Annotated in this window: 14 protein-coding genes and 1 pseudogene; 6 read left to right on the top strand and 9 right to left on the bottom strand. The window is 38.2% G+C overall.

From position 1 onward, the window contains the following. Positions 1 to 7 precede the first annotated feature (7 nt). From OM416_RS20290 to OM416_RS20270, 5 genes are all read right to left on the bottom strand, one after another. Positions 8 to 1,915 carry a hypothetical protein gene (locus OM416_RS20290; protein ID WP_264932564.1) on the bottom strand — a complete coding sequence of 636 codons (1,908 nt, stop codon included), beginning with the start codon at positions 1,913 to 1,915 and terminating at the stop codon, positions 8 to 10. A gap of 622 nt (positions 1,916 to 2,537) precedes the next feature. Next, entirely contained in the window at positions 2,538 to 2,822 is a 285-nt protein-coding gene (locus OM416_RS20285) for a hypothetical protein (protein WP_264932563.1), read from the bottom strand. 425 nt (positions 2,823 to 3,247) lie between these two features. Beyond that, positions 3,248 to 4,087, bottom strand: coding sequence for a hypothetical protein (locus tag OM416_RS20280; RefSeq protein ID WP_264932562.1), 840 nt, complete (start codon positions 4,085 to 4,087; stop codon positions 3,248 to 3,250). Between the two features lie 116 nt (positions 4,088 to 4,203). Next, a complete protein-coding gene (locus tag OM416_RS20275; RefSeq protein ID WP_264932561.1) occupies positions 4,204 to 4,374 on the bottom strand; it encodes a hypothetical protein in 171 nt (56 codons plus the stop codon). A gap of 14 nt (positions 4,375 to 4,388) precedes the next feature. Further along, positions 4,389 to 4,931 (bottom strand): hypothetical protein, encoded by a 543-nt coding sequence (locus OM416_RS20270; RefSeq protein WP_264932560.1) that lies wholly within the window; start codon positions 4,929 to 4,931, stop codon positions 4,389 to 4,391. A 340-nt stretch (positions 4,932 to 5,271) separates the two neighbouring features. Here OM416_RS20270 and OM416_RS20265 point away from each other — a divergent pair, with 340 nt between their 5' ends. From OM416_RS20265 to OM416_RS20255, 4 genes and pseudogenes are all read left to right on the top strand, one after another. Then, positions 5,272 to 5,694: a hypothetical protein gene (locus tag OM416_RS20265; RefSeq protein WP_264932559.1), complete on the top strand. Its 423-nt coding sequence runs from the start codon at positions 5,272 to 5,274 to the stop codon at positions 5,692 to 5,694. Positions 5,695 to 5,745: 51 nt separating this feature from the next. Continuing rightward, entirely contained in the window at positions 5,746 to 5,913 is a 168-nt protein-coding gene (locus OM416_RS20260) for a hypothetical protein (RefSeq protein WP_264932558.1), read from the top strand. A 38-nt stretch (positions 5,914 to 5,951) separates the two neighbouring features. Then, a pseudogene (locus OM416_RS31955) lies at positions 5,952 to 6,086 on the top strand (helix-turn-helix domain-containing protein); the annotation flags it as partial. Between the two features lie 36 nt (positions 6,087 to 6,122). Next, on the top strand, positions 6,123 to 6,275 hold the full coding sequence (locus tag OM416_RS20255) for a hypothetical protein (protein ID WP_264932557.1): 153 nt from the start codon (positions 6,123 to 6,125) through the stop codon (positions 6,273 to 6,275). Between the two features lie 96 nt (positions 6,276 to 6,371). Here the strand turns inward: OM416_RS20255 and OM416_RS20250 are convergent, their stop codons facing one another. Then, positions 6,372 to 7,397, bottom strand: a complete 1,026-nt coding sequence (locus OM416_RS20250) for a hypothetical protein (RefSeq protein WP_264932556.1) — start codon at positions 7,395 to 7,397, stop codon at positions 6,372 to 6,374. A gap of 716 nt (positions 7,398 to 8,113) precedes the next feature. On the opposite strand from OM416_RS20250, the gene OM416_RS20245 reads away from it, so the two are divergent. Together OM416_RS20245 and OM416_RS20240 are read left to right on the top strand one after the other, a co-directional pair. Further along, entirely contained in the window at positions 8,114 to 8,755 is a 642-nt protein-coding gene (locus OM416_RS20245) for a hypothetical protein (RefSeq protein ID WP_264932555.1), read from the top strand. Between the two features lies 1 nt (position 8,756). Beyond that, the gene (locus tag OM416_RS20240; protein ID WP_264932554.1) at positions 8,757 to 9,044 is read left to right on the top strand and encodes a hypothetical protein; all 288 of its coding nucleotides are present in this window, start codon (positions 8,757 to 8,759) and stop codon (positions 9,042 to 9,044) included. A gap of 5 nt (positions 9,045 to 9,049) precedes the next feature. Here the strand turns inward: OM416_RS20240 and OM416_RS20235 are convergent, their stop codons facing one another. The 3 genes from OM416_RS20235 to OM416_RS20225 form a co-directional block, all read right to left on the bottom strand. Then, on the bottom strand, positions 9,050 to 10,405 hold the full coding sequence (locus tag OM416_RS20235; protein WP_264932553.1) for a replication-relaxation family protein: 1,356 nt from the start codon (positions 10,403 to 10,405) through the stop codon (positions 9,050 to 9,052). 2,076 nt (positions 10,406 to 12,481) lie between these two features. Continuing rightward, a complete protein-coding gene (locus OM416_RS20230; protein WP_264932552.1) occupies positions 12,482 to 12,901 on the bottom strand; it encodes a hypothetical protein in 420 nt (139 codons plus the stop codon). A 67-nt stretch (positions 12,902 to 12,968) separates the two neighbouring features. Beyond that, positions 12,969 to 14,279 carry a hypothetical protein gene (locus OM416_RS20225; RefSeq protein ID WP_264932551.1) on the bottom strand — a complete coding sequence of 437 codons (1,311 nt, stop codon included), beginning with the start codon at positions 14,277 to 14,279 and terminating at the stop codon, positions 12,969 to 12,971. Positions 14,280 to 14,815 lie beyond the last annotated feature (536 nt).

Here is a 14,815-nt window from a genome sequence, read left to right as displayed (position 1 = left end):
TCTCCTTTTAATTTGCGATTTCGTATTCATCAAACATTGTTTTCGTCAACCATTTTTCAAATGCTGCATATTCTTGTTCTTCGCAGATATTCATCAATCTAAGCATCTGATAATTAAAGACGATGGAAGATAACTGATGCGTTTCTGCTTCTAAGGTCATCAATCGTTCTAGGTATCCTGTACGTAATTTTTCGCTCGATCTGAAGGATTCTTTATTATCAATTAAGAGATACTTCATAGTATATACATTAGTAGTTTGGATCTTCTCACAGAGGGTATTTAAATCTGCTTCTACCCGCTCTTGATCAGACATGTGCTTTCTCACGAGTGTCATGTGATGCGATTTGATTAGAAGTGCAGAATCGATCAAATCCTTTTCCAATTGATGATGTTCTTCATCAGAAAATAGGCTTAACGATCTAAGCTTGTCCTGTTCTAAAATTTGGTAAATGGTCGGTACATAGTTTTTTGGGTTGAAATTATAGAGTGCTTGCAGATAGTAATACAAGAGTTTTTGATAGGGGGGATGTTCAATTAGAGTCAAGATTTTGTCCATATTGAGGTAAGCCAAGAGGTGTTTCAGATGCCGTGTTTCACAGTGACTTAGAAGATCCATTAAGTCAGAGATTCTGTCCTCTCCTACGAGTACCTGAATGCAGGACCCAACCATCTGCCGGCGTTTCAACAGGCTAATATCATTTGGTGAGATAAATCCATTGACTAGGAGTGATTTCGTGTAGGTGTAATTAGTTGGGACGCATTCGATTTCACGTCTACTACGTAACTGTTCAAGATATATAAACTCTTCTTGGGCTAATCCAACATGTAGCAACAACTCTTGAATGATCCTGGTTTCAAGCTCCTCGGAAAGAACTTTGAGATCGATGAGCAGGATGTAGGATGAATTGCAATACGTGATCAGTTTCTTTTCCGCGAGTTGAAGAAATAATTTGAGGTTGTCTTGGTTTAAAAAACGGGGATTATTTGAATCATCTGCAAATCCAGAATGGAGTAAATGATCTAGATCGTCCTTTTTCATCCGTTCCACTTGAGCGATGACTTGATCAGATAAGGGTACTTCTGACCAAAAATGAGATTCTAGATACCGTCTTTTCATTCTTAGTAAACCAGGTCCAGTAAATGAGGTTTTCCCGAGGGGTTTGAAATTGGATAGCAAGTAGTTGTAGGAGAATAATTCTTCTTTGGTGATGTCTAACGTGGTGTGATCCTTTGTATTTGTGGGGGTTTCTTTGGTAGTAAGCAAGTATAGTGTTCGTAACCATTTGGCTTTTGCTTTATTCTTGAATAACTTTGACGATGGCTTGCCTAACCGTACGTATGCATCGCTTAACAAGATGACTAACGGGTAGTTCTCATGACTGTCACTCAAGTCCAGCTCTAATTGCTCCAGCTGCTTAATGATGAAGTCTAATAATTCCTCATTTTTTGAATTATATAAGAAAATATCAGATAACAGACTAATTATAAGTATACGGTCATTGGGGGGGAGAGATGAATTATCTACTTCTTGCAATCTTTCTAAGATATCACTGGCTTCGATTGGATCTTTAAATTTACTCCAAGAGAAATTTAGAAGAGCTGCAGCTGCTAGTGAATCCCAGTCGTTGCTTAGATACTGACGAACACTAGATACAAAGAGTACTTCCTGGTCATAGAGATAGTTGTCTCTGCCGGCAAGTACGAGCCCCAGAATCAATGAACGTAGATCGTCCATATTGTGTACGATGTTACGTTCATGCCAACGCTCAGCGATTTCCCCCAGGTATGAAAGATTATACTTCATTGCAAATCGTGCTCTCTTTTCTTTGTCACCATCCTTAAAATTAAGTAAATCTTGTAAGAGCTCCTGATTCAGGTTAGGGAATAGTTCGTGATTTGAAATCCATGTCTGCATGTTGATGATCCTCTCTGTACGTAGTTTAGTTTGGGTTGTGAAAGTGCGCAAAAAAAAGCACTTTATCAGTTTAATGAACAGCAAAAAGGTAGAATTACAACCTAAGGCTGTTCGTTAACTTGATAAAGTGCTTTTTAAAGTAGGGACTCTTTAGCGCATGCTGGAGTCTATCGTGAGTAATTCATTGGTGTTTTTGAATATTATCATATTACCCGCGACAGAGCAAGCACCCCCCCACCTCCCCAAATTGTAACGCTTACTACTACTTCAATAACACCTAGTTGAAAAGAGACGGCGCTAATAACTGTAACTGAAATCGTAAGTTACATTATAGTTGGTAAGTGATGAAGCGGGATTCTAAAGGTGTTATTGACAGTTAATAGATGAGAAGCTTTACATTAAAGTGGGTAAACCACTTGATTCAACTGATGTGTTGGCACACATTTTTACCAACTATAATGTACCTAAAACGGTTTATTTACTAACTATAATGTCCATTTACCAACTATAATGTCAATTGGCAAACTATAATGGCATTCTATATTCGGATCTTCTTTAATTTTAAATAGTCAAAGAAGCACCATCAACAGTTGTTGATAGTGCCCTTATAGTAATTCTCTTATTACTCACTTATCTCGCTAGATGCAATTTGAAGATAGATCAGTTCATGACGGTCTCTCTCACTAAACAGTTCATTTCTCTCCAATTTATATTGTAATTCTTTATATCTCTCATGACTTCGAATTCGAACGCGTTTTAAATCAGGTATCTCTGTCCCCCAAACGTCATTATATACTCGCTTGATTAGATCAAAGGATTGTTCGAATTGTATACCTAACTCAACAACACCAATGATGATCCATTGACTGATCTCAAGTGTGTTGTCCTTGCGCTGGTTGTTGTTCAAAGAAATTCCTCCACCCCTTATTCAACTAATTTTCAGATTTGAATGAAAATAAACTAAGTTAAATTAACTTAACTTAATTTAAATCATTCAGCGGATTAATGATGAGGCGTTCAGCAGGATAAATGGTCACGTGCTCCGGGCAACGGGCATTTTTTTGATACGCTGTTAAGGTGCCTCTCAACTCCGAGGTAGAAGGCACCTTATGGAGGACATGTACACCTTCCTTATCAATGTTTGCCACGATCCACTCTGTCTCAGTTGTTATCGCATTAAGCTCTGTATAAGTTATATTACTTTCCTTTGGAAACCACCCGAGAATCCTGTATATTTCTCTCTCCCCATTGTCTATCATGAAGCTCTCAATGGTTTCATACTCCCAAAAAGAATGGCATGTATTTACAACAAACGTCATTAACTCAAAATGATCATTCATATGAATCAATTTGGTGAGCTGCAAGATATTGATTTAGCTCAGGCTGGTCTTTAAACCGTAATGTTAATTCAGATTCAGAAGCAATGTATGTCTCTGCAATACATTCTGCTATGATCCGATTATTATCAATGGTCGTTGATTCTACAGATTCAAACGTGTTTTCTATGACAACTTCTTTACTAAGTGGCAGTAATTCATATCCATAGGATTTTAGGATGTCTGTAACTTGCTCTGCGGAGTATTCTTCGAGATCAACGGTCATCATGCGTAGAATGTATTTCTCATCAATATGATCGGCAATCTCTGGGGGGAGTTCAGTGATATCAATAACAGTAAATACCGTGGGACTATCTACTCGGACATATTGATAGTGATCTGTCTTAATCCAGAAGTCTTCTACACTCTGTACATAAGCCGGTTCTTCTTGTCCCTGCTTCCATACACGTATAACGTGCTGGTTCCGGTCAGAATCGTACTCAACAGCGACAAGATCCTCTCCGTTAACAGTTACCTTCAACCCTGGATAATTCTCTTCAAGGACGGAGTTAGCACAGATCAAACCTTTCGGTGTATGGACCTCGATTGTTGTATTTGCTCCTATTTTCGGTTGATTGTCATCTGGGGAGGACTGATCTCCCTCAGCATTACTAGTATTCGAAACCGATGGTGATTCAAGTGCAAGGCTAACTGCAATAGGGATGGAATCATTTATCGTTTGTTGGGTTGCATATACGACACCTTGTAACGCTTGCTCTACTTGTGCGGGGGTCAGCTCAATTTGATTTTGCTCCATGTATTGTTTAATCATTTGTTTTAATGCCGCGTTTAACATATAAGTTCCTCCAATATTTTAAGAATGCAAAAAGGCCAAGCAATAATCTGCTTGACCTTAAGTAAATGAATCCTATATTACATCTCCATGAAGGGATGTTTGTCCTGCTGGTACGATTACCCTTTCTTTGCGGGTTTAATGTTCCGTTTAGTGATCAGATATTCTTGCATCAGCCGATCCAGTTCCTGCTTTTCAACATTGTTTTGTGGGGGGACAGCATATACGCCATTACCCACTTCTTCCGCTTCTTCAAAAGCTTTCACGAATTTGTTATCATTCGATGTCATTACAATCACCTTCCTCACTTAAAGTAATGTTTCACCAACTCTAAAGCTTCCGGTGTTTCAATCGCCATCGCGTGGTTTCCTAAAAGGATGGCACCTAATTTTTCTCGGTAGTGTTCAATAAGGTTTGTCTTGGCAATGAAAGAAACCACACCGTCAAAACCTAGATCGAAACTTAGCTTGCATGCAATAGCGAATAAATGAGCACCGACCCCAATAAAAAGCTTGTTTTTACCTACATTTCGGGGTGCGCTTTCTACTAAGTTTATACTCACATACCCCTGGGCAATTTCATAACTGATCAATCCTTCAATCTGATCTGATCCTTTGACCATCAGTTTGATAACTTGCCGGCCTGGGGCATTAAATTCAGTTTTCCAGTTAAAATTGGTCCAGCCTTCAGAAGGGGTGAGCTTGCTCAGATCCTTCTTCGTTAAAGATTCAAAGACAGTATCATATTCTTCCCCATTTTCCGAATGTACCAAACATAGCGTCAAGTCATCAATGAGGACATCGACTACGGTGTTAGGATTGGTCTGGGTATCTTGCAGGTTACGCATTAAACATTTCCTCCTTTAATTATAACATTTGTTTCGAGATTTTGCTGATGGGTTGTAAACGGACACGCAAAAAAGAAGCGTTCCTCCCAATGACAATACAGCATAAGTAACAGATACACTTAAGCAGATTGAGATCACTCGGAAGAGCGCTTCTTTAAAAATAACTAGTAACCCATAAGGCGCGTGCCAGAGTTAATAAGAGATGAATGAAATGGAATAATATGAAACTTAGTCTACCATGGAGTCGTTACGGAAGACAAGTGGGCTGTTCCCTGCTCTATTACTCGATTTATTTAAGACATGATACTCTGATATCAAAATAGTTTGGGGGACACGTTAGATGAGTATGACTACAGTACAGATGCTAGGTTCTTTAGATGTTGGGGAGTATGCTTACATGATAGAAACTCTGAACATGGACAATGAGCGTATATCCGTGATTAGAAAAGGAAGTGGATTCTTTTACTACGATCATCCAGATTTCGAACCTGGTAATGTAGAACTTTGCCTTAACATGGGAACAATGAGCTGTCATTGGGAGACGTTTGTCCCTGAGGTACAGGAAGTTACGACTATTGATCCATTTGAGGCCTTTAATGCTTTTCAGAACGGTATTAATCTGAATGCAACCTACAAGGGAGTAACAATTGTTGTTAACGCAGCTACTCCGATTCAGAATTTTTCACGTTTAGCACCAGGCTTAAAAATCACAGACTTATGGGGGGATATTACGTGGTCCTATACACATATGTCTTCGAAATGATGTCTTAACCATCATGTTCTTTGAACTAATTATCATAAGGGGGTGAAGGGTTTGGAACAGGATCGAACCACTTTTGGGGTTACAGGTTCAGTGGGTTGTACACGTCGTCATATGATGATTTTACTGGCAATCCTAAATTCTGAAAAAGTAACTATCATTGATACGGAATCCGAGTATAAGATACTTCGTAGACCAGAAGAAGAGCATAAGGTGAATTAGATGAGTAATCTGGGTATTCGGCTCAAAAGGCAAGAGTATACAAGAAACTCACTCAACGAATGGTTGCATGTAAGGTAGGTGTTTCCAATGGGACGATATCGGGTTATGAGAGATCCTACCGAGAGCCAGATTCAGATATTCTTGTTAAACTTGCTGATTTATATGAAGTATCCTTAGATTGGTTGTATGGTAGGGATGTTAGGGCTAGAATGAGCAGTTGCTTGGTCTTTACACATATCATTAGTGAAGCTGAAGAGAACTACCAAGTAAGTCTGAAAGACGATCCTACTGTAGAAGCAGCTGTGCGTGATTTAGTTCGGAAGCTGGCCAAGATGAAGATAACTACGCTGACCAAAGGGTGAATGCTTTCCTATCTCCACAACAGTCCCAAGAAAGGACACTGAAATCACAGTGTCCTTTTTGTTATGTCTAGTGGGCAATGATTCTCTATAACAATCTTATCCGTTGGCTGTACTGTTTTTCTCTTCCTGTATTTTTTGATATATCGCTTTTGAGCGCTCCATAAGTGAGGTTGGAATCGCATTGTATGCTGGTTCTTCAGGCTTAAGATCCTCGGGCTTATAATGCAGTCTCGCTGCATTTAGATGGAATAACCAAATGGAACCCGATTTCCAGAGTAGTTTGCTATTCAGATACGGTTCTAAAACCCCTTTATCCTTATCTTTGTGAATACGCGCATTCCGTAGTCCTAGGATTTCTTCAATCTCTCCAAATGTCTTTACTTGCTCCATGGTGTGACTACAATGATGGCAGATGGTCGTCTCTTGCAGCAGTAGAGGTTTATCAGACCCTTTTACCCATCCCTTGCAAAGGGAGCATCTAAAAGGATATCGATCACCTGTAACGATTGAGAGTCGATCCTCGAAGTCTTTAATCTGTGAGTCCAAACTAAAGAGTTGCAGTATTGCACCGTTAAGAGAATCTTTCATACCGGTAAGGATTTCTTTTCTTTTTCGCAAAGACTCTACTCTTTCCTCCATCTCCCCTATCCAATTCAGACGAACCTCATTTTTGTTGAAGTTAGCATTATAGAACATATCCGTGACCGACTTATGTATTAACCAGATCTTATTTGATTTCCTGATGAGAGACGTACCTACTAGAGGTTTCAGTTTATAGTTGATGTCATTTTTAACTGTTCCATTTTTGAGTTTTAATCTCTCTTCTATTTCTGCGTTCGTCACTACTCCCCTTATGGTTTGTAGACACCGGCTGCAGATGTTCAACTTGGATTGGATCTTGTCAGTGATTTCTTCTTTTATAGATTGCTTACACTGGTTACATTTTCGCGGAGAGAATTCCGTTTTTAACCTATCCCCTCTCATCATCGCATCTCGGATCTGTGCATTGATCTGAAATATGTAAAATGCTGCATCTGGTAATTCATCTGCCATGGAGAGGATTTCATTACGTTTCATCTCCAGTTGCTCAATTTGTTGTTGATGGAAGTTAATGATGTCCATAAGCTCACTCCTACAAAACAGGTTATTTGTGATAAAGTATAATCGCAAATTACCCAAAAAACAACTTTGGGCTTACTTTTCTCTCGGATACTAAGATAAATCTCATTAAATATGAATTTGAGTAGTGTTTAACGGCATGATATAAGGGAAGATTGCAAACATTTTCGGATTTTCCGATTTTGGAGCTATCGCAAAGTAGCATTCTTTAATAAAGATACCATTTGAATCTTCCCCTCATACTAAAGAGGTAGGCTGAAACCCTTGCTACACAAGGATTTTCGGGTTTTGCTCACAATAAGGTACACGAAACTGATAAAATCCTCGTCTTTCATATCTCTGATGCTATAACGATTACTGTATAGAGGTGTAGATACGATCGTCCTTAACGGTTATCTTCGACAACTAACCTGATAATTCAATGTTGAAAGTCATGACCGTTCAGCGATGAGGGCGGTCGGTCGTTTTTCCATTTTTCTTTTTTATTTTGTATCCGAGCTCTTTAGCCAGGGCTATAGTGTCCTGTGCGAGAACTTTAGCATTCTTTCCGGTTAGATTAGGGAACACATTACTTCTCTTTTGCATTTTGGATTCCACCCATCTGTTTTTTCTATCAGTATGAGCAGATTCGCGTTCTACCATACCTCCCTATTACATAAATTAAACTAGGAACTCTGGCACGGAGTGCCGACGATAACAGTATGAGAGGAGTTTGAAAGATGACTGAGAGGATGGTAAAACGTAAGCAACGCTCAGATAAGAAGATCCCCATTGCTCCCTATATACCGGAGGTCTATAAGGTATGGATACATCGGATTAGTAATGTTTTAAATATTTCTGAAGGAGAAGTTGGTGCTCTACTGGTTTCTACTGCGATTCAAAATGAGGAATGTCTGAGATTCTTCAGTAATTTTTATAAGAGGGATTATACTGTTGGTAATATAACTTTCATGGGACATATGGACGCGAAACGGATTGAAGAATATTTCGATGTTACTGATTTCCGTGTTCGCTTTAAAGTAAGAGTCAATAAAGTGATTAACGATAAACTAAGTGAATATCAAATCGCATTAGGGACTTCTTATTTATCTCATGCCACTCATGCTCTACTCAAGTATGCTTTGCACAAGGATAGCCTTATGAATCGAATTGCACCAGGAGTGGATAAGCAAGCTATGCTGTTAAACGCTCAACCACTGGGGGGGCAGACGACTCATACCTCTGCCCCTGCTGTGATAGTTGAGGCTTCACATAGTGAGGTCTTGCAAACAAACAAAGTAAACCTGAAGGAGGACGTTATCCATAGCCAAGACACATCGCACAGCGTCTGGAGTGTCCTACATCGTAAAGGGGGGAAGTAGTATGATAGCAAGCGCTATAGGTGCCTGGATACGGGAGCACACGAAGTATAGACTGATATCCTTCCGGATCAAAAGACATAGTCACTACCAATTACAAATGATCTGTGATGCAATTAATGAAAAAATTGATGTTGAATATGAGATTACTCCAGAGATGCTGTCCTCTCGTGTGATGCAGACCTTTATTGAGGAAGCATTTTCGGATAGTACCTCCAGGATTGTTGATGCAATCGTTCCAGAATTGCGAACTAAACGTGGCCAAGTTCGAAAATCAAGAAAATCCTCTTAATGATATTAGTGTGATCTGTACATCAACGGATTATTTAATATGGGCTGATTCGTTTGACCATCAAACCATAGATTATTTTTAACATCATGAAAGATTAATTTGCTGAATATATTTCTGGTTTCTTTTTCTAGTAAAGTTCCTTTAAAGGGAAGTTCATTAACCTTGTTGTCGTAATAACACAAGACTGGTATTACATCAGTAATTTTATCGCTTTTCCCGATAGTGAGCGTTTTGAATTTTTTGTAGAAGTCGATAGTTCGTGCAAGGCCAATACTCTCATAACCATCGTAATTTTCAAAAAAGAGCACTTGATTTGTTAAATCTGAATTCTCGACGATGATTAGGTTGGGTGACCAGTTTCCTAAAATCAATTCATCTTTAGGCAATAGCTTAATAAATACGTTTTGATTTAAAACCCCCTTGAACCCGGATTCTTGAAGGAGATACTTCTTAAGATTACTCTTTAGCTTATCTAGGAGCTGGTATTTGTTTATTTCCGCGGATACAGCCTCATTAAGTGTTGTGTTGTTAGTCAGACGTAGATTAACTAACGAGGCATACTCTCCCATTCTACTGATAAATGCAACTAGAACAGACGTCCATCGTTTTTGAATATAACTAGCTGCAGAGTGAAACATGATTGAATTTGGAGTGTCGTTGGCTTCATCGAATTTGATCCCTTCAGTCACGTAATCAAGATACTGCCTATATGTTTCAAATTTATCAGCTAACTTTTCTCCCCTTTCTGTAGACATGTCTACTTCTAACCAGTAATGATCTTGATGACCAGGCCGAATTATTTTAAACTCACCATCTGGTCGGAAAAACCGTTTGGTTGTCTTCCCACTTTTCACTGCGAATTCTGTTGATGCGTATCGGTTGTCGATCCAATCATAGTTGTATTGATAAACACCAGCATAGTGCATCATAAGAATCTGAAAATGTATTGTGAGATCATGATGAGCAAATCTGTCCTGAGTGGGTTTATACAGAGAGTAATCAAAGTAACCATAATCTCCTTCCCATCCACCTGCGATCATCGCGGAATGCTCCTCGATCTCTAGTATTGTATATGCCGTATTTAAACCCTCTTGTGTCAGATAATACACGTACTTAGGTGTATGTATGACCTTGAAAATAGCGACAAGCCCCTTCTTTGTTAACCCATTTAGAATTTTAGCAATGTATTTCACCCTACCTGTGTAGCCGTTTTGAGCGCTACTCAACCCTGAATCAGTCTCCACTAGTGCTGGCTCTAATATATATGTGAGTTGTAATGCTGTACCGCTTCTGAATCGAAACAAGTTTGTGATGATATCAATTTCTTTATTACTCAAATACGCATGTCCAATGGTAGGCATAAACTCGTTCCTCTCTATACAGTCTGATTAATGCTGAAATAAGACGTACCTTTGCACGTATTTATTCACGCCTGAAAAATACTCCTTTGCTTCAATCCTTAAAAACTAGCAAAATCGGCGCCAGAGAGCAAATTTTTCGACCCGATCTTATATGATTTTAATCTATAGATTTGATAGTGGAACCTACTCTTTCTATTTCACTTTCTATTGGCACTGTTGTTTACACATCCCAGGATACACAGCAATACATACTCAATTCCACCTTCTATAACTCCAAACTATTTATTAGAAAACATACCGGAATATATCGATTGTTAAATTAAGTTAACTTAACTTAATTTAACTTAACTTAATTTAACTTAAGTTAAAATATTCCCATTTTATGGGCGTTTATCGGTGTTTTTTACCTCTTTTCTGTCCATGCTGCATTGAATATGCCTTTTCTGAGTCCATACTCCAAGGTGATCGATATTCACTTGGCTATAGAAATATGATTTTTGAGGCTATATTAGCATTAGAGTGTAAATATTGTTGAATCAAATTAAAATCCAGGTGATTCTCTCTCTCGTGTATCGCCTTCCTTCACCTTGGTTTCTGAGATGAGAAAAGTAAAAAACGTATCAAATCCACCTGTTCCTGACTCGTTCTCTTTATTTTAAATTGTGTATTCTTTCGTTATCTTGATTAACGATATCTTAGTATCGGTTCTATCCAATAAGAAACCGTGTTATAAGGTCTTTAAAGAAACTTATCTTATAGGGGTTACTCTAATCTAATGTTTCTTACAAGTGTGCACGAGTCAGTGAATCTAATATGGATATGAAGATATTTGTAACAACTAACCAGGACTAAAATAATCTTATTTAATTGCTGTCAATCCAAATAGAATTCTAATTAGGGGGAAGTGGGGGAACTGTTTCAAATGGGTCATTTAGATTGAAGAAGAACGCATGATGACAAAATGAATATGCATGGCTGCTTGCGTAGGGGGATTAAATCGTGAACTGATTAGTTACTTTCTATTTTCTATCGCATACAAGCTCAGTATGAGTAGATGCTAAAGTGAGCACGTTTAGTCACAAGGTCGTTTAATATTAAGTGCACTGTTGGAAACTGATACCTGTAGAAGCTCTACATACATTCATGAGAATATTCGCAGCATGAGCTAGACAGTCATAGGGTAATCCTTCACCAAAGGGATGAAGAATCACGTGTAATGGCCAATGATGTGCGTGATTAGCCCTCCCCTATTGGTCATGTGCTGGAACACACTACCCTATAGCTGAAGTAGAACATATGCCATATCAAGACCTCTGGAAAGCTTCAGTCTAATTTGTTGTATGTTGAAACGGTTTGTATACTTCACCAGAGCTGAGACCTGAAGGGATAAATCACCAAACCTTCGAGGTTGTGAGCACGTCAATGGTCTTCCCAACATTTATTTTGTATTCCCACAAGTCGATGGATGGTCAAAGAAAAAAATTCCCCTCTGTTAGATCCAATACATATCGTCCGGAAGAGGTAAGTTCTTGTGCTGCGTTTGGGTATGGTTAGCTAAATAGCGTTGAGGGATCATTTCGGAGTAAAATGCATTCTGCATAAACATGTTAGTTGAACGGATACCAATTCTATATAGAGCAGAGTTGTGTCTCGTTCAAACCGCCTTGTGTATTAAGGGTCAAGGTTATAGGTAAAGCCAACATCTCTCGATTCAACCTGGGTCCTTTTTTCATACTCTGTTGGTGATTGAGGCAACGTTGATATAAGCCCCCTCTCTCTACAAAGGAACATAGATTTAACGTATAAATTGTTGGCTCATATTCATTCCACACTGTGTTAATGCTGTGATAATGGAGAGTTTACTCTGTGGTTGCCAGAAATTATACTTTGCTAAGTTGTGAATGAAGATCTGTCGACTCCTTGAAACTAATGAACAACTGGTCCTAAACTGTATGAAAATCAATCACATCGATTCTAAGAGTTTTTGCCGTCCTTAGCCTGATAAATGCGAAAACAATATAGATCCTTCATTAAAAAGGGTAGAATGGCTCTCAATAAGAGAGCCATTCTACCCTTTTATGGTTTTAACTTGGTCTTTGCAAGCCTTTCTCTTGCTCTCTCAGCTGCTGATTTTAATGGCGTACCTGGTTCGTCAAGTGGATTGCTCACAGTGTCAGATTTGGTGGTGAGAGCTGACTGATGACTATTTTCAGGAATCGTAATCTCTTCTATTGTTGAATGAGGCTGTGTATTTAAAGTGACATTTGTTGAACCGTTTTGGGTTTGTTTCATAGGGAGACTACCATCATGTTGTTCCTTTAATTGGATATACTCAATAGCCTCTTTACAAATATACTCTAGAAACTTATTGCTGCTTGAAAAATTCTTTTCGTAGTAGATTTGATTGAGTATTTCGATGTAATCTTCTTTATCTTCATTGGAACGTGCCGGCGTAAACGTCTTCCCTACTCCACGTTGAAATATTGGTTTGGTCATATTATGCGCTCTTCGGCTCTCCCTCCTTTCCTAACACTGCGTTGATTATTTAAATATTCAAATATTATTAGTTGCTTACCGTCTTCAACTCTTCTTCAAGTTTAGCAGCAATTAAGTATGCTCTACTTGTGAAGAAAGGAGATTCTAGAATCATCTCTTTGGGTGGCAGCTGGAAGTAATCAATATCTTTAAAATACGGATATGCGAACAGTAATCCGCCACCTACTAAGAAGAAATTATTAGCATTTTGGGCCTTCGTAATGGAGAAATTTTGAAGAAGTTTTAAAGCACCATCGTAATAGTCTTTCATGTGTTTTAAAACTATGTCAGTCACATCAACATTTCGTCTCATACCCCAAGATGCAGTGAACTTTGGTCCATTGTCTTTATCTTTGGTCTCCTTAACCTTGGCCCCTTTTTCCTTGGCCTCCTTTAATTCGGTCGTGATCATTTGTTCGATTACGGGTTTGATAACTCTCTTCATAAATTCATCCCTATTGGTGTATGGGGATTTATTGTTTTCTCCGGACTCTTCCAAGATTGTTCGAATATCATCAAAGTCAGGGAGCGCAGCAATTTCTGTAATCATCCGATCGATAAATAGATTTGTACCAAATGAGTAATTCGTACTGCTAGTACCATTTAACCCGTCATGCTCGAACAAAGCAATATCTGACGAACCAGCACCAAGATCTCCAACCACATAGTCTCCGTCATCTAACTTATCAGCAACACCATCAATATCAACTATCTTACCTTCGACAATGTTATTTGTGAGAGACATTTGCGTAGTAGCACCTTCGATGTATATCTCACCAGTGTCTATAATCAAAATTACGGTGATTCCTTGGTGAAGACCATCAAGGAACTCAATCGTGTGACGACCTAAAATTCGATTTAAGAAACCTTCTCCACCCATTTCTTTGAACTCTTTAATGGGAAGCCCTCCGTAGTAAGGGACATTGACGTTAAGTGTTTTAGCTTCACCTATTTCGTCAGTGAATCTCTTAATTGCTGCTATAGCTAAACCAGTGAGAATATTGACAAAATGAAGGTCGCTTGTAGATTTGTTTTCTATGATTTGAGTTTTTTCATCCGTTTGCGGTTCTACTAAACCGTCTTTCCCACGAGCGACATCTCCGACGAAAAAGTATTTACTATGCAGAGAGTTAGAAATGATCCGCACATGAAGACGGTCTGTTGAATCGACATTCGTATTTTTCTTCAGAGGATCTCCTTTTTCATCTGCAGGTGCCATAATTGTAGGAATAGTAAAACTTTCAATGTTGCCTGAGCGATTTAAAAGGGAAAATTTTCCAGCTGAGTTGCTTCCATCAGCTCCAGTGAGCATGTTGAGTACAGTTTCAGTAGATAGCATTTGATAACCTCCATATTGAGTATAAGTTAAGTTAAGTTAAATTAAGTTAAGTTAAGTTAAGTTAACTTAACTTAACTTAGTGCAATTATATCATACAAATAGAAATGAAGGAAGGACTTTTGAAAGTATTTGTATGATAAATGTAGTTTGTATCCTATTTGAATGACAACGACGCTGTAAACCTTGGGTCATAAATATAGAATAAAAATATAATATATAATGTATTTATCATAAGTATACGAGCGTGGGATCTATATATAATTCATTCTGTACGGTGAATATATTATGAATTTATAATACAATAACTTGTTTATAGTATAGTTATCATACATATATGATGAATATATTAACATTATAAAACGAGATTCATCATACAAATAGAATATTGTTACGGTAAATGAGATTTATATAATATATTTACGATGTGTTGGAGCTCATTTAGGTACTGTTCGTCTATAAACATATAGGATGAAAAACAATTTTAACTACAAATACTTTCATTTATATTATCAAAATAAGATGGTAGAATTGTATAC

Origin of the sequence: Paenibacillus sp. LS1 (assembly GCF_026013365.1) — a bacterium.
GTDB lineage: Bacteria > Bacillota > Bacilli > Paenibacillales > Paenibacillaceae > Paenibacillus.
Note: the sequence above shows the minus strand (reverse complement) of the source record. Positions and strands in the feature narration are given on the sequence as shown.